Source organism: Lacibacter sp., assembly GCF_035299325.1.
Taxonomy (GTDB): Bacteria; Bacteroidota; Bacteroidia; order Chitinophagales; family Chitinophagaceae; genus Lacibacter.
Window position 1 is genome coordinate 82385 of record NZ_DATGWT010000041.1, and the last position, 24552, is coordinate 106936.

Sequence of the window (24552 nt, forward strand, 5' to 3'; positions counted from 1 at the left end):
TATTATGCGCCGGTTATAAATCCAATATGATTACCGAATGGATCTTCTACAATTGCTACTTCTATTGCGCCACCAACATTGTGTGCAGGGTCGATAATGGTTGCACCCAGTGACACTGCTTTTTCTACAGCTGCTTGCATATCGTCAACAGCCCAATAAGCTGTACTGTGATTGCCTGTTTGTGTTTTACTCATATCAGGATCAAGTCCTAATTCAAACCCATTGATATCAAAGCCTACATAAAACACTTCATCAAAATAAGGCTCTTTACCTGTAAGCGAAGTGTACCAGTTTTTTGCAGCGGCAAGATCATTGGTATGATAAATAACGGTGCGGAGTTTCTGCAGCATAAGATTATTTTTTTCGGTGAAAAATAAAATAGATCACGATAAAAGCCGCTAATATTCCCAGCCCGGTTAAGGCTGCAGAAGGATCAGCAATAGCAATACTTGTACCTACAAATAAATAAGCGGCAATAAAGATGAGTGGCATCAACGGAAACAGTTTCATTTTATAAATACCTGTACCATCTAAATGCTTTGTCTTTCTGCGGAACCAGAATATGGTAGCACTGCTCAACACCATCCCGAAGCAATCAAGAAAAATAGTGAAGGCCAATATCTTTTCAAACTCCTGTGCAAAGAATAAGATGATAATGCAAATGGCAGCAAACACCGTTAGTGAAAATGTGAGCACATTTGTTTTTTCATTTTGCTTCGCAAACACTTTCGGCAAACTTCCATCATCGCCCATTGCATACATCACCCGTGGATTGCTCATGAGCAATCCGTTTACATAAGCCAATACACCCAAAAATAAAAAGGCAGAGAAAACAGTAGCACCTGTTGATCCGAATATTTTATCGATCACTACGTATGCAATTTCACGTTCGCCTTTCATTTGTTGAAAGCCTACCAGGTTGTAATAACTCATGTTCACGAGTAAATACAAACCAATGATGATAGCAATACCCATGAAGATACCACGTGGAATATTTTTCGTTGGATTCTGCACTTCATTTCCGAAGTTGATGGTTTGCTGGTAACCGCCATAAGTAAAGGAAACTGCGATCAAACTCACGCCAAGACTTTTGATCCAATCCATGTTGCTGAATGTTGTTACGGCAGTGGTTGTTTCCTGCACTGCATATTTATCGGGAAAGAATAAAGCAGCGATCAATACCAATATCATCCCGATCTTGATGATCATTAAAATATTCTGCGCCATGGAACTCAATTTTAATCCACGCAGATTAATTAAATAAAAAACAGCGATGGCCACACAACTCACCAATGCTTTATGTATATCTGTCCATTCACCGGGAAATAGTTTTAACAGATACCCGCTGCCGATCAATGCCACACCACTTAAACTTGCTGCGTTACTAACTAAGATCAAACAGTTAATTGCAAAGGCAATACTGGGGTGATAGGCTTGTGCAAACACTTTGTAGTAACCACCTGTTACGGGAAAACGGCTGCCGATCTCTGCATACGTTAAGGCACCACACAAAGCCACCAAACCACCAATAAGCCAGGCACTGAAATAAACCGATGGATCAATGGCATCTTTTGCACTCGTAGCTGCTGTACGGAAAATACCCATACCGATCACCAGACCCACTACGATCATAGTGAAGGAAAACAGGTTGAGTTTGTTGGTTGAAGTTTTCATGCTTTTTCTTCTAGCGATGAAGATAGTTTTTCTTTCAACTCATTCTTTTAAAAAAAACATGAAAGGCAAACCCGGAATGTCTGTAATTTTAGGGCGATGAAGAACCAATCACTAACCCTGCTTGCAACAGTAGTTGCACTTTTCTCATTTGCACAGTCACAACCCGACTCCAGTTCCAAAGAATTAGGCGAAGTCGTTATTACAGCGTTTGAACAGAACCGTAAGCTTATGGATGTTCCTGCAGCTATCAGTTATGTGGGCCAAAAACAATTGAACCGTTTCAGTAATGCATCCATTGTTCCTGCTTTGAATGCTGCACCCGGTGTACGCATGGAAGAACGCAGTCCCGGCAGCTACCGTTTAAATATTCGTGGCAGTTCACTGCGTTCGCCCTTTGGTGTGCGCAATGTAAAAGTTTACCTCAACGATATTCCGTTTACCGAACCTGGCGGTTCCACTTATTTAAACCTGTTGGGTTTTTATAATATCAACTCGGTTGAAGTATTAAAAGGACCATCCGGCAGTTTGTATGGTGGTGGTAGCGGTGGTGCTGTGTTATTGAAAACAAATGGCAACAATCAACCTGTAGGGGTGGGTATTGATTATACGGGTGGCAGTTTTGGTTTGAGTAATGTAAATGCGGTTGTTCATATTGGCGAAGGTGCCACGCAACAAACCATCAGCTATAATCGATTACACAGTGACGGTTATCGTGACTGGACAAAACTCGACCGCTCGGTGTTTAGCTGGGACAGCCGTTTTGCACTGAACGAAAAACAAAGCATCCGCACTTACGTGATGTATGCTGATCTTTCCTACCAAACGCCCGGCGGATTAACTGCTGTTGAGTTTGCTAACAATCCAAGACAGGCAAGACCAAGAGTGGGTCCTACTCCTTCCAGCGCACAAGCCAATGCAAGTGTGAACCAGGAAACATTCTTTGCAGGATTGAGTCATGATTTCCAGATCACGGAAACATTTAAGAATACGACATCTTTATATGGTGCTTACTCACAGTTTGCGAATCCAACTGTTCGCAACTTCGAACGCCGCAGCGAACCACATGCCGGAGGAAGAACAGTTTTTGCTTTTACTCCACGTAATGTAATGGGTGAATTAAAATTTGTTGCCGGTGCCGAACTGCAACGAGGCTGGTATAACATTCGTGTTTATAAAAATGTAAACGGCACAAGCGATAGTCTGCAAACAGAAGACGAAGTGAATCCATTCTTATGGAATGTATTTGCACAAGCCGATTGGAAATTACCACAAGGCTGGATCATTACTGCAGGTGCAAGCATTAACCAGAATAAGATCGAGATCATTAGATTGAATAAATTCCCCTTGAGTCCGCAACGCAGAACGTATGATAATGAAATTGCACCACGGCTTTCTGTATTGAAAAAGATCAGAGAAGAATTGTCCGTGTATGCATCTGTTGCCAAAGGATTCTCTGCCCCCACTTCTGCAGAGGTTTTGCCTTCAACAGGTGTAATCTCTACCAACCTTAATGCAGAAGAAGGCTGGAACTACGAAGCCGGTATCCGTTTCAACTACAAACGCAAACTGTTTATAGATGTAAATGGATTTCTCTTTAACCTCAGTAATACCATTGTGCAACGCAGAGATGGAGGCGGTGCCGACTTTTTTGTGAATGCAGGTAGTACAAGGCAACGTGGTGTGGAAACATTTGCCCGTTATGCCATTGCAGATAGCGAAACAGATTTTCTTTCAACAGCGAATGTTTGGTTGAGTTATACCTACAATGATTTTACGTACAAAGATTTTAAACAACTCACAAACGATTTCAGCGGCAAACAATTACCAAGTGTACCAACACATATTGTTGCGGCCGGAGTTGATATAACACTGAAGCCCGGTATTTATCTCAACGTTACTTATAATTACAATGAGAAAACGCCTTTGAATGATGCCAATACATTTTATGGCGGCGATTTTCATTTGTTGGGTGCAAGACTTGGTTACAAACAAATCTACTTTGGAAAACTGCGTGCTGAAGTATTTGTTGGTGCTGATAATCTTTTTAATGAAACCTACAGTTTAGGAAATGACATTAATGCAGCAGCTAACCGTTTTTACAACGTAGCAGCGGGAAGGAATTATTATGCAGGGATTTCTGTTTTTCAGGGATATAAAAAGAAGTAACTGAATTTTATTTCATAGTATGAAATTGGAGAGATACCAACAGATAAGGTAGTTGCATCCATAAACTAAGCAGTTCAATCCCAACTCATCTTACCAAATATCTCCCTGGTAAACTTCTGCTTCTTCACGCCAGGTAGCATAAGAATTTTTTGTTTCGTACAAACGCAGTTCAACGAGTTTCATATCATCGGGCAACTCATCCTGTACAGCACGCTTAATAAAGAGCAATAAATTTTCAGCGGTGGGTTCCGCATCCCATGCAACAAGATTTTCCTGCTCGGTTACTTCAGGATGTTTCGCAATATAACTGTGCGATAAAACCAGTTTATGATCGAAAAGATCCACCACTGCTTTTTGTACAATTTGCTTAAGGTCTTTAAAGTCGAGCAGAAAACCGGGAGCAGGTAAATATGCATTTTCATTTACCAACGAACCAACCGTTACATGCAGTTCATACGAATGTCCGTGAATATTTTTACACATGCCGTTATAACCATCAATGGCATGCGCCGTTTCAAAATCGAAGATCTTTGTGAGTAATAACATATGCGCTGATTGAGGCGCAAAATTATCAGGAGTTACTTTTATCAACGATTTTCTTCCACTGATGTTCATCAGTTTCAAGACGAATGATCATCATTAAATGCACACTTTCCAATATTACAATTCCACAACTGTCAGCAATGCACTGTTACTCAGGCACTCATCCACATGTAAACATTTGTTGCCAATGCCAGTTTGTAAAACGATACCTTTAAAGGTAAAATTGTGCAAATCAAACAAGTCCTTAACAGCAAGGCCATCAACGAAACCAAATAAAGTATGAAGATTTATATAAGAAACATGGCCTGCGAAAGCTGCAAGGTTGTTGTGCGGGAAGCATTGGAAGATCTTGACTTATCGCCCATAAAAGTAGAATTAGGCGAAATTGAAACGAGAGAAGATGTTACTGATGAAGACAAAGTGAAACTGAACAGTAAAATAAAAGCAGTTGGATTGGAATTGCTGGAAAAGAAAAGTGGGGTGTTAATTGAAAAGATCAGGAAAGAGATCGTAGACTATGTTTATAATTCCGATGAGAAACCGGATATTAAATTATCTGAATTACTCAGTAAAAAATTACATTACAGTTACACCTACCTGGCTAATTTTTTCTCTGAAGTAGAGGCTACTACCATTGAACAATATGTGATCGCATTAAAAATTGAACGGATAAAAGAGCTGATCATTTTTGGAGAAGATACTTTTGCAGAAATAGCTTACAAACTGCATTACAGCAGTGCTGCACATTTATCAACACAATTTAAAAAGGCAACTGGTTTAACGCCATCGCATTTTAAAGCACTAAAAGAGAAAAGAAGAATAACTATTCAGAATATTTAATAGGTTCTTCTCAACTCCATTATTTGCTTTATAAAAACACTCGTCTGAAAGAAACTCGCTGTAAGGTTACCGCACAGGCGGGCAATCCCAACTGTTTTTACGACCGAAGCGATAAATCAATCCAACAGAAATATTGTAATAATGATCCTTTCGATCGGGGTTGGCTGCACGACTGAACCCATCTAAATAATCCGTAAACAAAAAACGATACGATGCTTCCGCATTTAACAGCAATGATGGAGAAATGGAATAACGCATACCTGCACCAACGGGCACTGCCGGTAAAAGCCGGGGTGTGCTTGCAGAAAGATCGGTTGCTAATTGCGTAAACAATTCCGGTTCGGCTTCAAAATAAACAGCATTGAAAGCACTTGCATCTCTTCTGATCCGCACCAAACTTATTGCAGCACCGCCAAACAAATATGGCGATAGTTGTTTCCCCGCATCGCTCCAACCCAGCGGGCTCCATACAAGTTGCGGCGAGAGTTCAATTAATGAAGTGCGGAAATTAAAATTTCGTTGTTGACGATATGCAGGGTTGTTGTACTTCGCATCGTCACCATGCAATGATGCAATAGACAATTGTAAACGCAACGCCATTGTACGGTTCAACAGGCGAGACCCATGCAATACCAATCCGGGTCTGGTGGTTTTCCAGGAACCCAAACGGCTGGGTGCAAGATCACCTTGATAAACAAAAGCGCCTACACCGGCTCCAACTTCATACTTTGGTTGTTTGATTTGCGCCTGAACCTGCGTACACATACTGATTAGAACAACAATACACTTGCTGATGAAACGAATCATAAACATTGGTTTAAGTGGTAACGATCAATGTTTCTGATAAGCACTGTTTGGAAACTTTCGAATAGAGAGAGATCGGCAGGTTGCAGTATTAACGAAGCATCATTTGTGGGCGTATATGTCAATTGTTAAATTCATGCGAAGAGAAAGCGCTTCAATTTATATCTGTCTACTTATTTATTCAGATGCCATGTGAACAATTCAACAGAAACAAATTTGCAACTGCACAGCTGCTCCCCTACTTTTGCTCCTGTAGCGGTTTCCGGCGTTCATAGCCGGAATTAAAAGGGAAGTCCGGTGTAAATCCGGCGCTATCCCCGTAGCTGTAAGTTCTACTAATGAGTAATCAGTAATGAATAATGAGTAAAGCAGTTCTGCACTTATTATTCATCACTAATTCTGCTGATTCTACATACCACTGTTGTTGAAAGGTGTTTGCCACATCAACGGGAAGGTGTTCAGCAGCGAACGAGCCAGAAGACCTGCCGGTACAGATTAACAATCATTTGCTTTCGGGTGAAAGGCAGGAGATGTAACGGCTCGTTAGCTTTTATATTTTCTATTTCTTTTTCTGAAAGCAGTCACAACAAACCCTTTTTTCAACTCATGAAAAAGAATTTATTTGTAGTGGCTGCCGGATTATTTATCAGCAGTCAACTAAATGCACAGGACAGTACAGTAAAATCATTGAATGAAGTAGTGATTACCGCCAACAAGGTAAACCAGAAACTGCTTGAAACAGGAAAGGTCACTACTGTCATCAATCGTAAAACTATTGAACAGAGTTCAGGGAAAGATCTTGCACAGCTTTTAACCGAACAGGCCGGCATTGTAGTTAATGGTGCTACCAGTAATCCCGGTAAAGACAAAAGTATTTTTATGCGTGGTGCAGGCAATGGTTATACTGTCATTTTAATTGATGGTATTCCTGTAAATGATCCATCCTTCTCAGGTGCATTTGATCTGCGCTTACTTCCCATCGACCAGATCGAACGTATTGAAATTGTAAAAGGTGCACAGTCTACCAACTATGGTTCCGATGCTGTGGCCGGTGTTATCAATATCATCTCAAAACGTGGTGCATCAAAACCCGCACAGCTATATGGAACTGCTGCAGCAGGTTCTTTTGATACATATAAATTCACAGCAGGTGTGCGTGGTACCGCTGAAAAAGTAAACTACAATTTCTCGTACTCACACAACGAATCAAAAGGTATTTCAGAAGCAGTTGACAAAACCGGTACTGGCAATTTTGATAAAGATGGTTTCCTGAACAATGCGCTTAATTTTAGTGTAGATGCGCCGGTAACAAAAAATATCCGCTTACAACCATTTACACGTTACAGTTATTTTCAGGGCGGTTACGATGACGGTTCGTTTTCTGATGCTGCTAATAACTATACCTCATCTTTGTTTACAGCGGGTTCTGCTGTTGAAGTAAAAACAGAAAAAGCCGGTGGTCGTGCATACTTCAGTTACGATGAAATGGATCGCACCTATAACAGCGAAGCATGGGGACCTTCCTCTTACAAAGGCACCAATAAAATTATTGACCTGTTTGCTTACTATCAAATTGCACCGAAAGTAAAATTGCTGGCAGGTGTTGATAACCGTTACCAGAAGAATCTTGATTCAAACGTTCACATCAATAGTCCTTACCTGAGTGTATTCCTCCAAAATCTGGGCAACTTTTACCTTGAAGCAGGTGCACGTTATAACAAACATTCAAAGTATGGTAACAACTTTACTTACAGCATCAACCCATCTTATGTGTTGAATGAAAACACAAAGCTGTTTGTGAATTACGCTACCGCATTTCGTGCGCCGGGCATTAGTGCATTGTATGGTGCATGGGGTGCAAATCCTGAACTGAAGCCTGAACATTCACAAACATTTGAAGCAGGTGTGCAAAGTTCTTTATTGAACGATAAAATAAGTGTACGTGCCGTTTACTTCAACCGTCATAACAAAGATGTCATCATCTATACATCGAAATACGAGAACTATGATAAGCAGGATGACTATGGTTTTGAATTGGAGCCAACCATTCAGTTCAATAAAAAATTAAAATTAACCGCTTACTACAGCTTCCTCGATGGAGAAGTAACTACTAAAGCCGCAGGTGGAAAAGATACCAGCTACTTTAATTTGCTGCGTCGCCCAAAACATTCATTTGGTGCAACGATCGGTTACCAGGTTACCCCTTCATTTTTTGTAAGTACAAATGTTTACAACTATGGTAAGCGTACCGATATGGATTTCGGAACATGGCCTTCAACACAGGTAAACCTCGATAGCTACTTGCTGTGGGGCGTTCATGCAGAATACAGCTTTTTTAAAAACAAACTTGTTGTATTTGCCGATGGTAAAAATCTGTTGAATACAGATTATGTGGAAGTGCTGGGTTACAGTACCCCCGGTGCCAATTTTATGGGAGGAATTCGCTTTAATCTTTAATAATCAGTGATGAGTAATGAGTGATTAATTGAATACACTCATTACTCATCATTCATAACTCTTCAACTATGTCTGCACAAAAAATTAATCCCCGATTTGCAATCCTGGCAATTATTATGATTGCAGTGGCGGCCTTACGTATTCCCAATGCAGCACAGCTTGGGCCATTGAGTAATTTTACACCAATTGGCGCCATGGGCTTGTTTGGTGCAGCTTACTTTAGTAAAAGCTGGAAAGCGTTTGGTTTCCCATTGTTCACATTACTTGCAAGTGATCTCATTATAAATATCTTCGTTTACAATGGACAGTACGGCATCATGTATGGAAGCTGGTATTGGGTGTATGGTGGTTTTGTGGCAATTGTATTACTTGGAAGATTATTCATCAAAAAAGTTTCAGTAACATCTGTTTTGCTAACCGGTATTGGGTCAACATTAGTTTACTGGTTGATTGTTGATTTTGGTGTATTCCTGTTTGGCTGTACTGATATTACAACAGGACAAACGATGGATCACAGCTTTGCAAGTTTAATCAAATGTTATGCACAAGGTGCGCCTTACATGAAAAACTTTTTGATCGGCACGTTGCTTTACAGCAGTATTATGTTTGGTGCTTTTGAATGGATGAAATCAAAAAACAGTTTCTTGCAGTTAGCATAACCATTAACCATTTAACCTTATTCAATTCATCATGAAAGCATGCTCCTTTTTACCTGCTGCTACGCAAATGATCTACGACATGGGTTTGCAAAATTTGCTACATGGCGTTACGTTTGAATGTCCCGCTACGGCTTTGAAAGAAAAACAAAAAGTAGTGCGTTGCGTAATGGAAGGAAAAAACTACAGCAGCGAAGAGATCGATAAAATATTTTCTGCCAGCAAATCACAAGGCAAGAGTTTATATTATGTTGATGAAGTTGTATTGCAAAACATACAACCCGATGTAATTTTCACACAGGATGTATGTGAAGTATGCCAGATCGATACTGCCTGTACAGCAGCGGCCGTTGCAAACCTTGAAAAACAACCAACAATTATTGCATTAACACCGCAAACGCTTGACGATGTATACTATACAGCTGTAACGATTGCAACAGCGTTGGGTCATGAATCTGCTGCTTATCATTACCTGGCAGGTTTGCAAAAAAGAACAACGCATATTCTTGATAAACTACGTCGTCATCAAATGCCTTTGAAGCGTGTGTTGTTGATGGAATGGATAGCACCTGTCTATAATTGTGGTCATTGGATCCCGTTCCAGGTAGCGCAGGCGGGTGGAATTGATATGCTCAGTAATCCCGGTGGCGACAGTATTGTTACTTCATGGGAAAAAATTGTAAGATATAACCCGGAAATATTAGTGATTGCTCCCTGCGGTTTTCATGTGCAACGCAGCAAAGAAGAACTGCATCTCTTAGCTGAAAAACCGGAATGGCAACAACTGGAAGCGGTTAAGAACAACGCCGTATTCATTTGTGACTACGATCTGTTCACACAACCATCTGCTTCAACATTGGTTGATGGTATTGAATTACTAGCTGCGTTATTCCATCCTTCGTTGTTTCGTGTACCCAAACATCTGCAAACAAAATTCTCTCACTTCTCAAACAGGCCAGCGCATGTGTAAACACGAACAGAAAAACTGTCCACGTTGTGGTGAGGGCTTTGAATGCAAAGTGGGTGATGTTACCAATTGCCAATGTTATGGCATTGACTTAAGTGTGGAAGAAGAAGCATTCATCACAAAACAATATGCCGATTGTTTATGCCGCAGCTGTCTGCAGCAATTAAAAAGCAGGTATACTTTATTTGTAGAACAGAAAGATCTATACAGTAACCGATAAGATGAGTAAAGAAAAAACATGCAGCAGGTGTGGTATTGTATTCGGATGCAGTACCGAAGATAACGGCAATAGCTGCTGGTGCAATCGCTATCCTCCATTATTTACTCCCGACCCTGTTATCAATTGCATGTGCCCTCAATGTTTGCACGAAGCAACAAAAGAAAAGATCGATGCTTATGTTGCTGAAATGACGGTTGAAAAAGCATTTAATAATAACAGTGCAAAAGATATTCCTCCTGCAAAACAATTGATCGAGGGTATCGACTACTATATGGAAAATACAAACTTTGTGTTCACTGCATGGCATCATTTACGCAGAGGATATTGTTGTAAGAGCGGATGCCGACATTGTCCGTATGGATTTAAAAAACAGACAGCATGATCATTTTTATAACAGGTGGTGCAAGAAGTGGCAAGAGTAAGTATGCTCAGGAGTTGGCTTTATCATTAAGTGACAGTCCTATTTATGTAGCTACTGCCAAAGTATGGGACGATGATTTTGAAAAACGGGTGAAGCGTCATCAAAATGATCGGGATGAACGCTGGACCAATATGGAAGAGCAACGCAACGTAAGTGCGTTGCCAATTACCAATCGCATTTGTCTCATTGATTGCGTAACGCTTTGGCTCACCAATTTTTTTGTTGATACAAAGAACGATGTGGAAGCATCACTTGCCTTGCTGAAAAAAGAAATTGATGCCTTGTGTACAAAGCCGGGCACGTTTATCATCATCAGCAATGAAATTGGCATGGGTGTGCATGCCGATACAGAGATCGGTCGCAAGTTCACCGATCTGCAGGGATGGGCGAACCAATACATTGCAGCAAAAGCAAATGAAGCAGTATTGATGGTTAGCGGAATTGCTGTCAAAATAAAGTAAGTAGTGAGTGGTGAATAGCGTATAGAAAAACACTGGCCATTTACCACTCAGAACTCATCATTCATTATTTATCACTCATCACATGATCTCATCTATTTTTTGTTGGAGCGGAGGAAAAGACAGCAGTTATGCATTGCATAAAGTACTGCAGGAAGGCGTGTATGACGTAAAGTTTTTGCTCAGCACATTTAATGGCAATTACAAACGCTTATCGATGCATGGTGTAAGGGAAGAGTTGATCGAAGCACAAGCTGCATCTGTCGGCATCCCACTTTTGAAAGCATATGTGTATGAAGCAAGCAATGCTGAATATGAACAACAGATGAAACGTATTTTGCAGCAGGCAAAAGCAGAAGGCATCAACCATGTGTTGTATGGTGATCTGTTTTTAGAAGACCTCCGTGCTTATCGTGAAAGCAAAATGAAAGAACTCGATATGCATTGTGTATTCCCGATCTGGAAAACCGATACACAATGGATGATCAATGATTTTGTAGCAAAGGGATTTCAATCTGTGCTCTGTTGCATCAACGATGGTTACCTAGATGAAAGCTGGGTTGGCCGAACCATTGATCAGCAGTTTATTAACGAACTCCCATCAACTGTTGACGCTTGTGGAGAGAATGGCGAGTTTCATTCGTTTTGTTTTAAAGGCCCCGTTTTTAAAACTCCAATACAAATTGTAACCGGTGAAAAAACCTACCAAGCATTAGAGATCAAAACCAGCGATCACCCCACTCCTATTAAAGATGTGGGTACAAAAGGTTTCTGGTTTTGTGATCTTCTTTTACAAACAAATAACACATGACACTCGAGGAACAACTACGGCAAAAAATCAATAATAAAACCAAACCGCCTGGTGCATTGGGTATGCTGGAAGAACTGGCATTGAAAATCGGCACAATTCAAAACAGCTTATCACCTGTTATAAGTAAGCCACATATTGTTGTGTTTGCAGGCGATCATGGTATAGCAGCAACAGGAAAAGTAAATCCTTATCCGCAAGCAGTAACTGCACAAATGGTTTTGAATTTTGTGAACGGTGGTGCTGCGATCAATGTGCTTACCAGGCAACACAACATCGGTTTAACTGTTGTTGATGCAGGTGTAAATTTTGATTTCGATTCTGTATTACCAATTGTACATGCGAAGATCAACCACAGCACTGCCGATTACAGCGCAACCAATGCAATGAGTATTGATGAGGTAAATGCAGCTATTGAAAAAGGCAGCAGCATTGTGCAGGAAATATTTGATAAAGGTTGCAATACCATCGGCTTGGGCGAAATGGGCATTGGCAACACATCTTCTGCATCACTTATCATGCATCATTTGTTGAATCTGCCATTAAGCGAATGTGTGGGCAGAGGAACAGGTTCAACCGATGAACAACTTCAACGCAAACTTGACACATTAGAAGATGTTAGTCGTTTGCATGAACTCAACCGTTATGATATCACTCCGCATCAATTACTTTGCAGGATTGGTGGATTTGAAATTGCCATGATGGTTGGCGCTTATCACAAAGCAGCAGAACTGAAGATGATTATTGTAGTGGATGGCTTTATTGCAACCGCCGCTTTACAGGTTGCAAAGCAATACAATCAAACGATCACTGATTATTGTGTATTTGCACATTGTTCTGATGAAAACGGCCACCGTAAAATGCTGGAGCATCTAAAAGTTAAACCTGTTTTACAATTGGGCATGCGCTTGGGTGAAGGCACAGGTGCAGCATTGGCAATACCTTTATTACAAAGCGCTGTTCAGTTTTTAAATGAAATGGCTAGTTTTGAAAGTGCCGGAGTATCCGGAAAAGAATAAATATGGAAAAAATAATGAATGCCGGCATCCAGGTTGTACCGGTTAATATCGTTGATCCGCAATACAGTATTGTTGATAAAGCCATTACTGTTATTCAACAATCCGGCATGGAGTACACTGTTACACCATTTGAAACAGTGGTAAACGGAACCATGGATCAGATCCTTCAACTCATTGCCCAATTAAAAACAACAGCTGAAGAGGCAGGTGCCGATGAACTCATCATCAACACCCGTTTTCACAGCAAGAAAACTGCCGATAACATCTTCGGTTCTAAAATTGATAACTATTGAAAAAGCAAGTTGAAATTTTCTTCACAGCATTAATGTTTTATACAAGGATCCCTTGTCCGAAATGGGTAACACATGATGCAGAATATCTCAACAAAGCAACCCGTTATTTCCCTTTCATCGGCTGGATCGTTGGAGGCATTTGTGCATTGGTATATGTAGGAACCGAATTTTTTCTCGGTGCACCGATTGCCATTTTATTATCAATGATAGCAGGTGTATTAACGACAGGTGCTTTTCATGAAGATGGCTTTGCGGATGTATGTGATGCATTTGGCGGAGGATGGACCAAACAAAAGATTCTCGACATTATGAAGGACAGTCGGGTTGGTGCGTATGGTGCAATAGGTATGATTTTGATCTTGTTGCTGAAGTATACATCATTAAGTTCAGTTCCGTTTAGCCAGATGTGGATGGTATTACTGGCGGCACATAGCTTCTCCCGTTTGTGTGCGGTATTAGTTGTTGCAACAAGTCAATACGTTCGGGAGAATGACGATGCAAAAGCAAAACCATTAGCTAAATCAATCTCAGTAAAAGAAATTTTTCCTGCAATCGTATTCGGATTAGCACCACTATTACTTTTTCAGCGTGCAGACATTTTATATGCACTCATTCTTCCTTTACTTAGCACATTTTTTCTAAGAAGATATTTTCATAAATGGATCGGTGGCTATACAGGCGATTGTTTAGGCGCTACGCAGCAGGTAACGGAAGTTTTATTTTACCTGGGCTTGCTGGCTTATTGGAAAATTGAGTACACCGTTTTGTAACACAGTCTTATCGAAGAGAAAAACTATGAGTACAGAAATCTATCTTATACGTCATACCACACCTGCGGTTGAAAAAGGAACTTGTTACGGACAAGCCGATCTTGATGTAACAGAAAGTTTTTATGAAGAAGCTGCAATGATCAAAGAATATTTACCTACAAGTATAAAATCGGTTTATGCAAGTCCGTTACAACGATGCAGTAAATTGGCACAACATCTATTTCCTTCCCACAACATTTCTTTTCATGACGATTTGAAAGAGATCAACTGCGGCGAATGGGAGCTTCGCAAGTGGGATGATATTCCTCAAGAAATTGTAATGCCATGGATGAATGACTTTGTAAATGTGCGGATACCCGGCGGTGAAAGCTATCTCGATCTGTTTGCACGCACCACCACCATTTTTCAAAAGATTGCGGAGAAAAAAGAAAGGGCGGCTATTGTTTCTCATGGTGGTGTGTTACGGAGTATTCTCTCCCATCTTACCAATACTGCATTGATCGATTCATTCAATGTATTTAAACTGCAATATGGTTGTGTTGTAAAATTGTACTTGCAGGATGATCAGTTTGAACATCAGGTTTTACATAATGTTCAAAGTACATCGGAGCAACACAAGCCAAGAAGCTTTAAGTAATCCATTTTTGATGTGAGTCGCCTGCATTCTTCAAGGGTTGCTCAACGGCTTAATCGTTGCATAAATGCAGGCTCAAAAGAAAAGTTATCTTTGCCGAAACAATCATCATGAATTTCGACTTCAGCCTCAGCCAGCTGCTTACTGTTTCATTCACTTTATTTGCCGTAATTGATATCATCGGATCAATTCCGTTGCTGATTGCGATGAAGGATAAGATGGGTGCCATCCGTGAATTCAAAGCCACACTCATCTCCGGTGCATTAATGATCCTGTTTTTATTTGTGGGCGAATCGTTTTTGCAGATGCTGGGCGTTGATCGTCGTTCGTTTGCTGTGGCCGGCTCCATTGTGATCTTTGTATTGGGTTTGGAAATGGTATTGGGTCACGAATTTTTCAAAAGCGATAAAAATGCAAAAAGCGGAACGGTGGTTCCCATCGCTTTCCCCATTATTGCAGGAAGCGGTACGCTCACCACCATTATGTCGCTGGGTGCCAACTATTCCGATCTTGTAATACTTGTAGCCATCCTTTTAAACCTGATATTAGTATTCTTTGTCCTCAAATCTTTAAAGTGGATCGAGAAATTGTTAGGCCCTGCAGGTTTACTTGCTGTGCGAAAATTTTTTGGCGTAATATTGCTGGCCATTGCCGTAAAAATATTTGCAGGTAATGCCGGTGGGTTGATCAAATAGGAAAATCCAAAAGAAAAACAGGCGTGATTACTTCTTGTTTTAGGGCCTTGTTTCCTGGATTTTAATTTTTGGCCTCGTAGTACAATGGATAGTATAAGAGTTTCCGAAGCTCCAGATTCAGGTTCGATTCCTGACGAGGCTACCAAAACAAAGAGTCGCAGTAATGCGACTCTTTTTCATTAAACTTTATCATCATCATTAACCTATTTTAACCGATGTCATCGTTAACGATCCGCCTACTGCTTTATCGTTAAAGAACGAAACATCTTCCTTACTGTTTTGCAAACCCAACGTATATAACAGGGGCAGGTAATGTTCGGGAGTTGGAATAGAAAGTTGCGCTTCCTTCCCAAGCAATGAATAATTGATCAGTTTATCGTGTGTTTTATTTCCAATCAACTCTTTAAATGTATTATTCATTTGCAAAGCCCAATCAAAACCATAGGCAGGAGCATCCAATTTATCCCATGCAACCATGCGTAAATTATGTACCATGTTGCCACTGCCAATGATCAGCACACCTTTCTTACGTAAACTGTACAACTCTTTTGCAAGATCATAATGGTATTGCGGCCCTTTTGTATAATCAATACTTAATTGCAGCACAGGAGTATTTGCTTTGGGATACATATGACGAATGATTGTCCAGGTTCCATGATCCAATCCCCAATCATGGCTCAACCCAACATCAGCAGAATGGATCAACGCTTTTGTTTCGTTGGCTAATTCAGGCGAACCGGGTGCAGGATACTGCACATCAAACAATGCTTTCGGAAAACCACCAAAGTCGTGAATGGTTTCAGGAAAATCCATGGCTGTAATGTGCGTGCCTTTCGTAAACCAATGTGCCGATACAACTAACACTGCTTTGGGTGTTGGAATTTCAGTGGCTATCTTCGCCCATCGTCTGCTGAACTCATTGTCCTCAATTCCATTCATGGGTGAACCATGACCAATGAACAACACCGGCATCAATTGATCTTCTTCTTTCAACTCATCTGTAAAGCGATTGAACGCTGCCAAGCCTGTCATACCTGCTGCTCCTGTTAATACTGTTGTTATAAATTGTTTCCGTTGCATGAACGATCGCTTGATTAATATGCAACTGTAAAACGTTGTTGAATATGTTGCTTCAGCTCCACTTCATCTGCAATGGCAATCGCCATATCCTCTACTGAAATAACACTTCTGTTATTTTCATCGAACACAGGTGTATCATTTCCTTTTCTGTAAGTTCCTTTGCGTTCACCTGAAGTTCCCTGGTGCATTTCCAATGCCGGACTTAAAAATGTCCACTTCAAATCTTTCTCTTCTCTGATCACATTCAGGTAATCTCTTGCTGCCAATGCACCCGGTTTCCATTCTGCAGGAAACTGTGGAAGGTCAACAAACTGTTCGCCTGTTGCCGTATGCAAACTGCCGCCGCCGCCAACTACAAATAAATGTTGCACACCTGCTTTCTTAACTGCTGATTGAATGCGTTTTGATCCTTCCAGGAAATCGTTGTACAGGTTTGGATTTGTCCATCCTGCATTATAGGAGCTGATCACAGTATCATGTCCTTCAACAGCGTTGATCAATTCTTCTTCCTTATTAATATCTGCTTTTACTGCCGTTACATTTTCTGCGGAAGGAAGTTTGTCTGTATTACGTGCAATAGCTGTTATCTGATGTCCTCTATGCTTTAATTCATTTACGATTGCCGAGCCAACAAAACCTGTTGCGCCTATTACTGCTATTTTCATGTACTATTAATTATTGAGTTTAGTTATCTGTTCGTCCACGCAAGCGATGATTGTTTGCGTTGCAACAAATAATCAAGTGAATATTTACCGCTGCCGGTAATAAAGAGTATTACATACAGTATGAGATATTGAATACCCGGCTCTTGTTTTGCAAACGGATCAGCTGAGTGGATATACAATACTGCTACGAGCATGGTAATGATCAGCGGTACTACTGCTAATCTTGTTCCTAATCCAAACAGGATAAAAATTGAACAAACTACTTCTGCAAATACTGTCAATACTAAAGATATCTCCGCACTCATACCAAGTACTGCAGGAAATTGACCTGCATTACCTGAGAACAACATTCCCAGTTTTGGCAAACCATGCGACAGCATTAATGCGGCTGCCGTAATACGGGTGATGAGTATAGCCAGATCAATTCCTTTTTGGCTGATGTTGATGCTTACTAATTGTTTCATGTCTAGTGTTTAGTTTAGTGTTTAAGTTTTATTTATTGTGCAAATTCACCATCCGCTTTAATGACTACTTCATCGCTGATCATTGGTGCAGGAAAACCAGTGCCTAATGCAAAGTCTGAACGTTTGATAATGCCCGATAACTGAAAACCTGCTGTTGGTTTTTTGCTCATTGGGTTTTCAATGATGCCTCTGTACACAAGATCTAATACAACAGGTTTGGTAATACCTTTTAATGTAAGATCACCACTGAGTTTGTATTTGTTCTTACCAAGGCTTTTAATGCCTGTGCTTTTAAAAGCTATCTCAGGATATTTTGCTGCATCAAAAAAGTCGGCGCTTTTGAGATGGTTATCTCTCATTTCAATACGTGTATCAATGGATGCTGTTTTTGCTGAGAGCGTAAAGGAAGCATCCCTGAAATCCGGTTTTGATGATTTTACTTCCACATCAAAATCATTGAATGTGCCTGATACATCCGAAACACCTAAGTGCGTAACTGTAAACGCCAGTTGAGAATGTGCTTTGTCATTTTTCCACACAGCAACAGTTGTAAAGGCAGTTGCTAAAAAGAATACCGAGAGAATAATTGCTACTTTTTTCATGTTTATTGTTTGTTTAATGTTTATTGACGTTTTTGTCTTTTGTCTTTTGGTTATTGGGTCTTGTTTTCTGCTTTCTTATTGATGCAGGATCTTCCAACCTGCGAGCCAGTTATAATTATATTTCATGGTAAGTTGTATCAGCAATAACTGCATTGCTTCGAGTGTACGACTTACAGAAAGTTTACCTGCTATGATAGGATTGAAACCGGTGGTCTTCACCAACTCTGCTGTTGTTTTCAAAGCAGCATCGTTGTTACCGGCAATAAATGCATCGGCCTGTTTGCCATCGATAACTGTTTGCGCAAAATTTGCAGCGTAAGTAGTATTAAATGCCTTCACCACTTTTGCGTGTGGCAACAAGGCCTGCAATTCTTCTGCTGCACTGGTTTCAGAATTCGTAAGAAGTGCATCATATGTTGCATTGAGCGGGTTTGCAATACTGATCACTATTTTTTGGTTGGCTACCTGCCGGATAGAATCAGCAATTTCTGCCTGCGCTTCGTAAGGTGTAGCGAGTATAATAATATCAGCCTCCCAGCTTGCATGCATCGGGCAAGTCATACCGTCAACATCTGCTAATGGATATTCACTTATGATCGCTGCCTTTAATGCATCCACTTTGTCAAGCTCTTTGCTGAATAGCAATAACCTGTCGTTCCCCTTTGCAAGTGACTTGGCAATAGCAGAGCCCATGTTACCGGAAGCTCCTATAATTGCGATGGTTCTTTTTGTTTGCATATCAATGAATTTGATACTGCAAAACTACCGTGAGCAAGCGCCTTGCTCCAATGACATGTGATAAGAAAAGGCATTGACATCTGATAAGAAAAATCTTGACATATGTCAAGAGAAATTACCGGGAAGCCATCTGCTTGCGGATGCGACTGAGTGTTTCGGGAGTAATTCCTAAGTAAGAAGCAATTAAATGTTGCGGCACACGATTTACAATTGTGGAGTACTGATCAACAAGGTGCGAATATTTTTCTTCAGCAGTAAGTCCAATCGTTCCTTCCAATCGTTGCTGCAATGCCACATAAGCGTTCTGGTATAAAATACGGATATACGTTTCGTACTGGCGTACGTTCTTTAACAGGTTTTCGTGTTGCTCATGATCAAGCAGCAACAGTTCACAATCTTCCAGTGCTTCAATGTTGAGTTTCGATTCTTCTCTTGTAAAAAAACTATACAGATCTGAGATCCAAAACCCTTCAAAAGCAAACTGCATTACCCGTTGCCCGCCTTTTGCATCGGTAGTGTAAGAATACAGAGCACCTTTTTCAACAAAAGCCATGCGGTTGCATACATCACCTTCCTGTAAGAGGAATTGTTTGCGACGCAGCTTCTTGGGTGTAAAATAGGTTTTACACAAATGCAGATCTTCCTCTGAAGATGGCACTTTATCCTGTATACTTTTGATAAGAAGTTCAAACATATCACCCGATTGAGCGTTCAAATGTACAGCTTTGTGCTGTAGTGATAAGAAAGCGGGAACCAGGTATGTATTAATGACAAATATTTTACGATGCCGTTTTTGAAAGCTTCGCAGCACTTCAGTCGGGCCCGTTGCTTTATTTTATCTTTACTTGCAGATTAATAAAGTGTATGAAAGAACCCTTGCACAGTAATTAGTATAACACATGGAAATTATCATCATTACCATCGCTGCATTTTTGGTTGCCATACTCACTTTTTTTTCGGGCTTTGGTTTGGGCACAATTCTTACACCTGTGTTCATGTTGTTCTTTCCTGTTGAATTGGCAATTGCATTAACAGGCATAGTTCATTTCTGCAACAATCTTTTTAAACTTTTCCTGGTTGGCGCAAAAGCAGATAAAGAGGTGTTGCTTCGGTTTGGTGTACCTGCTGTAGTTGCAGCGTTTGTTGGCGCATGGCTACTTTTACAAATAACCGATCTGCAGCCGTTATTTTCGTATGACATTGGCAATAAAACTATCGATGTGTTTCCGGTAAAATTTATTGTTTCTCTTTTACTACTCACCTTCGCCGTTATTGAATTGCTGCCTTATTTTAAACATTTGCAGTTCAATAAAAATAAATTGCCAATTGGTGGAATACTCAGCGGCTTCTTCGGTGGACTATCGGGTAACCAAGGTGCATTAAGGAGCACCTTCCTCATTAAAGCAGGTTTATCAAAAGAAACATTTATCGGTACAGCAGTTGTTGTATCAACCTTTGTTGATTTTACGAGACTATCGGTTTATGCAAGTCGGTTTAGCAAAGTAGGTATTGAAGAAAATATTGTGTTGATCGTTTGTGCAGTAGCCGGCGGCATCACTGGTTCTTATATTGGATTGAAGCTATTGAAGAAAGTAACATTGGAGTTTATCCAAAAATTAGTAGCGGTGTTGCTCATTGTTCTTTCGATAGCATTAGGAGCCGGACTTATTTAATCAATCATGCTCCCGTCCCATGATCTTTCCATTGCGCCAGTTATTATTCATCTCTTCAAATTCTTTTAACTCTTCGGCAGTAAATTCTTTGTTGCTGAGTTTTTTCAAATCGGGCTGACCTGCATTCACCCATGCTGTGTACCAAAAACTTGCAACGGCAAAAATGCTTTGGCGCATGCGGCGTTCTACCATTCCATTCAGTTTATTATTATAGGTTGTTGTGAAAGCTGTGGAATAGGTTCTTATCGTTATACCATTTCTGTTTTCAAACGAATACTTCTGATCAGCAGGGAAACTTTGTGTCAACTCTTTTTCATAACGCAACACTGTATCAGCTGCGGCAGCACTTTCCAACACTCGCTTCCAAATATACTGACCGGGATTTTTTATATGCTCCGCTTTATCCATCCAGAAATCAAATTCTTTTTCAGCTAACAATTCCGGCACACGACTTTCCCAAAAACCATGAATACCATTTTGATTGGTGAATTGTCCATTATGATTATGCGAAGCATGCAATGGCACATGTGCATCGGCAATGTAATGCCCGATCTCTGCACTCAGTTTTAAAATCTTTGCCTGATTCTTTTCTTTAAATGCAGTGGTTAAGCGCCACAACATGGTTTGTACCCACCATGGAACAATACCATACGTATTAATTGTATCGGCACTGAATTTTGCAACAGCACTATCATAATTATGTGGCAAATTGGAATAAGGATACGAGCCGTAATGATCAATATCTATGTAATGCCGTGGCCCTTCTTCCGGAATTGCATAGCGGCGTTTATCGGGATCAACTGAATGTTCTGTAAGAAAATCAATATGTGTTTTATAAAACCCGATCATATCAGGTGGTAACAGAAACACAGCCAGGTAATTGATCTTGCGGTGTCCAAAAAATCCCCAGCAGAAACATTGCTGTGAGATAATCAATAAAACAAAAACGATTAAGGTCTTCTTCATAAACACTATTGCTTGAGTGCTTTATCTTCTTTTGATATTTCTTCCTCAATCTCTTCATCCATTTTTGTAACGCCACCACTGATCGCAAACTTCATGGCTTCCGTACCGGTTAAATGTCCTTCAAGCGATCTTATCCTGTTTGAAGGTATCAGGTAAACGTTACCTGCAATTGAATAACTCATGGGTACATACACGGCCACATAATCTTTCAACCCAAAGTCTTCGGTATCTTCTCTGGTTAAAAAACCCACACGCCAAACATCGTTATCATCAATATTTGCCAGCACCGGCCTGTTGAATTTTTTCTTCTCCCCGGCAAATGCTTCAAAGAAATCTTTTACCGTGGTATAAATAAACTTTATGCCGGGTACTTTCTCCAGCCAATGATCAAACAAATTAAAGATGCGGCTTTGAATAAAAAACGTACTCAGGTAACCAACCAGGCAAATGGCACCTATTATAATAACGAATCCCAACCCGAAATTGCGGACTATTACTTTTCCTTCATCATCCGTAAAAGTAAAAATGGGGATCAGTTCGTCTATACTTGTCACGATCCAAAACAACGCATAGCCAGTTACCACAATTGGTGCTAACACTAGTAAGCCTTGCAAAAAGTATTGGAATAATCGTTTGTAATTAAAGGTTTTAAACATGTTGTTGCATTTACCTGATCAAAAATACATCATTCGATTGCGGTGCCGCAGTATTAATTTTTTGTGACGAATGGAAAAAAAATGTGATGGAAACTTTGGCAACGAATAAAGTTTCCATAGTTTTGCGTCCGAATTGTGAATATGGAGACAAAAGAAAGAATACAAAAAAAGGCGCACGAGCTGTTTCTGCGATACGGCATCCGATCTGTTTCAATGGACGACATTGCTGCACAGCTGGGCATGAGCAAGAAAACCATTTACCAGTTTTTTTCTGAGAAAGATGAACTGGTAACTGCTGTGATGGATGAGGAAGTCAATTTTACCCAACACAAATGTGAAATGTGCCAGGTTGATGCACGGAATGCTGTTGATGAAATATTTCTAACACTGGAACGTGTGCTTGAGCAGTTCTCGAACCTGAACCCGATGGTGTTATACGATGCAGAAAAGTTTCACCCAAAAGCATTTGAAAAATTCAGGAAGATGAAAGAGGAATTCCTGTTGCAGGTTGTGGCGCATAACATACGCAGGGGAATTGAAGAAGAGCTCTACCGTGATACCATTAATGTTGATATGATGAGCCGCTATCGTGTAGAAACCATGATGGTGCCTTTTGCCATGGCTGCATCAGCACCAGGCAAATACAACCTGGTAGATGTATCAAGAGAAACAATTGAACACTTTGTGTTCGGTTTGGCGACTCTAAAAGGACACAAACTGATCATGAAATATAAAGAAGAACAACAAAAGAAAAAAAGTAAACCTTAACATCCAGACTAACGCCGGATTACTGATTACACCTGAAGTTTTCAATTCCCCAGCGGATAGCGGACAATCACTAACTAAAGACAAGCGATGAAAAAAACAACAAGAAACAAGTGGCTCGTGTTTGCACTGCTGCTGCTTGGTTTCCAATCAACACAAGCGCAAACAGAGTATAAGCTAACGGTAAAGGAAGCAGTAGACCTGGCATTAAACAATGTTGCTGACATTAAAAACCTACGCATCGATTCACTGAAACAGGAAGCACAGAACAAAGAGATTGTTGGTTCTGCATTACCACAGGTAAGTGGCAGTGGTCAAGTAGCTCACTATGTCACTTTACCAAAGATCTTATTTCCCAGTGCAGGTAAAACAGATGTTTATACTGTACTTAACCAGGAAGGTGTAAAAGATGGAAGTGGTAATACCATTCAGCCAAAAAATGAATTTACTGTACAGGAGTTCAGCTTTGTACAACCCTGGAGTATTACTGCAGGAGTAAGTTTAAATCAATTGCTGTTTCAACCCGATGTATTTGTTGGATTGATTGCCCGCAAAACATCCATTGAATATGCAAAAGAAAACATTAAAGTGCAGGAAGAAAAAACACGTGAGCAGGTACAAAAAGCTTACTACCAGGTATTGATTGCCGAACAGCAGCTGGGCGTATTGCAGCAAAGTCTGCAACGTTTTCAAAAATTACTCAGTGACCAGGAACAATTATTCAAGAATGGTTTTATTGAAAAACTGGATATCGATAAAACCACAGTAAGTTATAATAATACTAAGTCGAGCGAAACACAATTAAAGAACATTATTGAGTTAGGCTATGCTGCATTAAAATTCAGCATGGGTCTTAACCAGAGCGATAAAATTGTGCTTACTGAAAAACTTACTACGCAAACTGTAAAAGAAAATATTCTGGATGATGGAAGTTTCAATTACAACAACCGCAGTGAAGTTCGTTTACTGAATACGGTGCAGAAATTACAGCAGCTTGATGTAAAACGTCAAAAGCTTGGTTATGCACCAACACTGGCATTCTTCTACCAGTTTCAGCAGCAAGGTCAGATGAATAAAAACTTCTCTGCCTTTACCGGTCAAAACTGGTTTTGGTTTAACTCAAACCTTATTGGTTTGAACTTGACCGTTCCCATTTTTGATGGCTTTCAACGTAAATACAAAATTCAGCAGGCAAAATATACACTGGATAAAACAGTGAATACAATGGAGAATGTAAAAAGAGCCATTGATCTGGAAAAAACATCGTCGCAGATCAATCTGCGTAATGCCATTATCAACATGGATGCTCAACAGAAGAATCTTGAACTGGCTGAACGGGTTTACAGTACCACGAAGAAAAAATATGAACAAGGTGTAGGCAGCAGCTTTGAAGTATTGCAGGCCGATACTGAATTTCAACGTGCACAGGGTAACTACTTTGATGCCTTGTATAATGCAGTAGTAGCACGCATCAGTTATTTTAAAGCCATTGGACAATTAAACTAATCATCAACCATT

At 40.3% G+C, this 24552-nt stretch carries 29 protein-coding genes, 1 tRNA gene and 1 riboswitch; of the genes, 18 read left to right on the plus strand and 12 right to left on the minus strand.

Annotated elements, in window-relative coordinates; genetic code table 11:
• Positions 1-2: 2 nt before the first annotated feature.
• The gene (locus VK159_RS22185; RefSeq protein WP_324232367.1) at positions 3-350 is read right to left on the minus strand and encodes a VOC family protein; all 348 of its coding nucleotides are present in this window, start codon (positions 348-350) and stop codon (positions 3-5) included.
• Positions 351-354: 4 nt separating this feature from the next.
• Positions 355-1674 carry an APC family permease gene (locus VK159_RS22190; RefSeq protein WP_324232368.1) on the minus strand — a complete coding sequence of 440 codons (1320 nt, stop codon included), beginning with the start codon at positions 1672-1674 and terminating at the stop codon, positions 355-357.
• 96 nt (positions 1675-1770) lie between these two features.
• Between VK159_RS22190 and VK159_RS22195 the strand changes: the two genes are divergently transcribed.
• On the plus strand, positions 1771-3840 hold the full coding sequence (locus VK159_RS22195; RefSeq protein WP_324232369.1) for a TonB-dependent receptor family protein: 2070 nt from the start codon (positions 1771-1773) through the stop codon (positions 3838-3840).
• A 90-nt stretch (positions 3841-3930) separates the two neighbouring features.
• Here the strand turns inward: VK159_RS22195 and VK159_RS22200 are convergent, their stop codons facing one another.
• Positions 3931-4455 carry a 6-carboxytetrahydropterin synthase gene (locus VK159_RS22200; protein ID WP_324232370.1) on the minus strand — a complete coding sequence of 175 codons (525 nt, stop codon included), beginning with the start codon at positions 4453-4455 and terminating at the stop codon, positions 3931-3933.
• A gap of 207 nt (positions 4456-4662) precedes the next feature.
• Here VK159_RS22200 and VK159_RS22205 point away from each other — a divergent pair, with 207 nt between their 5' ends.
• Positions 4663-5223, plus strand: coding sequence for an AraC family transcriptional regulator (locus VK159_RS22205; protein WP_324232371.1), 561 nt, complete (start codon positions 4663-4665; stop codon positions 5221-5223).
• Between the two features lie 66 nt (positions 5224-5289).
• On the opposite strand, the gene VK159_RS22210 is transcribed toward VK159_RS22205, so the two are convergent.
• Complete coding sequence (locus VK159_RS22210) at positions 5290-6030, minus strand: DUF6089 family protein (RefSeq protein ID WP_324232372.1); 741 nt, start codon at positions 6028-6030, stop codon at positions 5290-5292.
• A 236-nt stretch (positions 6031-6266) separates the two neighbouring features.
• Positions 6267-6531, plus strand: a riboswitch (cobalamin riboswitch).
• A gap of 102 nt (positions 6532-6633) precedes the next feature.
• On the opposite strand from VK159_RS22210, the gene VK159_RS22215 reads away from it, so the two are divergent.
• The 13 genes from VK159_RS22215 to VK159_RS22275 all read left to right on the plus strand — a co-directional run bounded on the left by VK159_RS22215 (position 6634) and on the right by VK159_RS22275 (position 15570).
• Entirely contained in the window at positions 6634-8484 is a 1851-nt protein-coding gene (locus VK159_RS22215) for a TonB-dependent receptor plug domain-containing protein (RefSeq protein WP_324232373.1), read from the plus strand.
• A gap of 68 nt (positions 8485-8552) precedes the next feature.
• The gene (locus VK159_RS22220) at positions 8553-9143 is read left to right on the plus strand and encodes a DUF6580 family putative transport protein (protein ID WP_324232374.1); all 591 of its coding nucleotides are present in this window, start codon (positions 8553-8555) and stop codon (positions 9141-9143) included.
• A gap of 31 nt (positions 9144-9174) precedes the next feature.
• Positions 9175-10110 carry an ABC transporter substrate-binding protein gene (locus tag VK159_RS22225; protein WP_324232375.1) on the plus strand — a complete coding sequence of 312 codons (936 nt, stop codon included), beginning with the start codon at positions 9175-9177 and terminating at the stop codon, positions 10108-10110.
• Complete coding sequence (locus VK159_RS22230; protein ID WP_324232376.1) at positions 10103-10327, plus strand: cysteine-rich CWC family protein; 225 nt, start codon at positions 10103-10105, stop codon at positions 10325-10327. The genes VK159_RS22225 and VK159_RS22230 overlap by 8 nt, the downstream gene beginning before the upstream one ends.
• A 1-nt stretch (position 10328) precedes the next feature.
• On the plus strand, positions 10329-10709 hold the full coding sequence (locus tag VK159_RS22235) for a DUF5522 domain-containing protein (protein WP_324232377.1): 381 nt from the start codon (positions 10329-10331) through the stop codon (positions 10707-10709).
• Complete coding sequence (locus VK159_RS22240) at positions 10706-11209, plus strand: bifunctional adenosylcobinamide kinase/adenosylcobinamide-phosphate guanylyltransferase (RefSeq protein ID WP_324232378.1); 504 nt, start codon at positions 10706-10708, stop codon at positions 11207-11209. Before VK159_RS22235 ends, VK159_RS22240 begins: the two co-directional genes overlap by 4 nt.
• Before the next feature lie 82 nt (positions 11210-11291).
• Positions 11292-12017 carry a diphthine--ammonia ligase gene (locus VK159_RS22245; protein ID WP_324232379.1) on the plus strand — a complete coding sequence of 242 codons (726 nt, stop codon included), beginning with the start codon at positions 11292-11294 and terminating at the stop codon, positions 12015-12017.
• Positions 12014-13033 carry a nicotinate-nucleotide--dimethylbenzimidazole phosphoribosyltransferase gene (gene cobT, locus VK159_RS22250; protein ID WP_324232380.1) on the plus strand — a complete coding sequence of 340 codons (1020 nt, stop codon included), beginning with the start codon at positions 12014-12016 and terminating at the stop codon, positions 13031-13033. The genes VK159_RS22245 and cobT overlap by 4 nt, the downstream gene beginning before the upstream one ends.
• 2 nt (positions 13034-13035) lie before the next feature.
• Positions 13036-13326 (plus strand): thiamine-binding protein, encoded by a 291-nt coding sequence (locus VK159_RS22255; RefSeq protein ID WP_324232381.1) that lies wholly within the window; start codon positions 13036-13038, stop codon positions 13324-13326.
• Positions 13323-14096 carry an adenosylcobinamide-GDP ribazoletransferase gene (locus VK159_RS22260; RefSeq protein ID WP_324232382.1) on the plus strand — a complete coding sequence of 258 codons (774 nt, stop codon included), beginning with the start codon at positions 13323-13325 and terminating at the stop codon, positions 14094-14096. Before VK159_RS22255 ends, VK159_RS22260 begins: the two co-directional genes overlap by 4 nt.
• Positions 14097-14121: 25 nt before the next feature.
• Positions 14122-14733 (plus strand): alpha-ribazole phosphatase, encoded by a 612-nt coding sequence (gene cobC / locus VK159_RS22265; protein WP_324232383.1) that lies wholly within the window; start codon positions 14122-14124, stop codon positions 14731-14733.
• Positions 14734-14840: 107 nt separating this feature from the next.
• Positions 14841-15425 carry a MarC family protein gene (locus tag VK159_RS22270; RefSeq protein ID WP_182802240.1) on the plus strand — a complete coding sequence of 195 codons (585 nt, stop codon included), beginning with the start codon at positions 14841-14843 and terminating at the stop codon, positions 15423-15425.
• A 70-nt stretch (positions 15426-15495) separates the two neighbouring features.
• Positions 15496-15570, plus strand: a tRNA-Arg gene (locus VK159_RS22275).
• Positions 15571-15623: 53 nt separating this feature from the next.
• Here the strand turns inward: VK159_RS22275 and ygiD are convergent.
• From ygiD to VK159_RS22305, 6 genes are all read right to left on the minus strand, one after another.
• Positions 15624-16505 (minus strand): 4,5-DOPA dioxygenase extradiol, encoded by an 882-nt coding sequence (gene ygiD / locus VK159_RS22280; protein ID WP_324232384.1) that lies wholly within the window; start codon positions 16503-16505, stop codon positions 15624-15626.
• 14 nt (positions 16506-16519) lie between these two features.
• Positions 16520-17170: an NAD(P)-dependent oxidoreductase gene (locus VK159_RS22285; RefSeq protein WP_324232385.1), complete on the minus strand. Its 651-nt coding sequence runs from the start codon at positions 17168-17170 to the stop codon at positions 16520-16522.
• A 23-nt stretch (positions 17171-17193) separates the two neighbouring features.
• Positions 17194-17634, minus strand: coding sequence for a DoxX family protein (locus tag VK159_RS22290; RefSeq protein WP_324232386.1), 441 nt, complete (start codon positions 17632-17634; stop codon positions 17194-17196).
• 32 nt (positions 17635-17666) lie between these two features.
• Complete coding sequence (locus tag VK159_RS22295; protein ID WP_324232387.1) at positions 17667-18236, minus strand: YceI family protein; 570 nt, start codon at positions 18234-18236, stop codon at positions 17667-17669.
• A 75-nt stretch (positions 18237-18311) separates the two neighbouring features.
• Positions 18312-18974, minus strand: a complete 663-nt coding sequence (locus tag VK159_RS22300; RefSeq protein WP_324232388.1) for an NADPH-dependent F420 reductase — start codon at positions 18972-18974, stop codon at positions 18312-18314.
• Positions 18975-19089: 115 nt separating this feature from the next.
• Positions 19090-19668 carry a Crp/Fnr family transcriptional regulator gene (locus VK159_RS22305; RefSeq protein ID WP_324232389.1) on the minus strand — a complete coding sequence of 193 codons (579 nt, stop codon included), beginning with the start codon at positions 19666-19668 and terminating at the stop codon, positions 19090-19092.
• A 205-nt stretch (positions 19669-19873) separates the two neighbouring features.
• Here VK159_RS22305 and VK159_RS22310 point away from each other — a divergent pair, with 205 nt between their 5' ends.
• The gene (locus VK159_RS22310) at positions 19874-20647 is read left to right on the plus strand and encodes a sulfite exporter TauE/SafE family protein (RefSeq protein ID WP_324232390.1); all 774 of its coding nucleotides are present in this window, start codon (positions 19874-19876) and stop codon (positions 20645-20647) included.
• Here the strand turns inward: VK159_RS22310 and VK159_RS22315 are convergent, their stop codons facing one another.
• Both VK159_RS22315 and VK159_RS22320 read right to left on the minus strand, forming a co-directional pair.
• Complete coding sequence (locus tag VK159_RS22315; protein WP_324232391.1) at positions 20648-21613, minus strand: zinc dependent phospholipase C family protein; 966 nt, start codon at positions 21611-21613, stop codon at positions 20648-20650.
• Between the two features lie 5 nt (positions 21614-21618).
• Positions 21619-22269, minus strand: a complete 651-nt coding sequence (locus tag VK159_RS22320; RefSeq protein WP_324232392.1) for a DUF502 domain-containing protein — start codon at positions 22267-22269, stop codon at positions 21619-21621.
• A 141-nt stretch (positions 22270-22410) separates the two neighbouring features.
• Between VK159_RS22320 and VK159_RS22325 the strand changes: the two genes are divergently transcribed.
• Together VK159_RS22325 and VK159_RS22330 are read left to right on the plus strand one after the other, a co-directional pair.
• Entirely contained in the window at positions 22411-23037 is a 627-nt protein-coding gene (locus tag VK159_RS22325; protein ID WP_324232393.1) for a TetR/AcrR family transcriptional regulator, read from the plus strand.
• Positions 23038-23124: 87 nt separating this feature from the next.
• Positions 23125-24540, plus strand: coding sequence for a TolC family protein (locus VK159_RS22330; protein WP_324232394.1), 1416 nt, complete (start codon positions 23125-23127; stop codon positions 24538-24540).
• Positions 24541-24552: the final 12 nt, after the last annotated feature.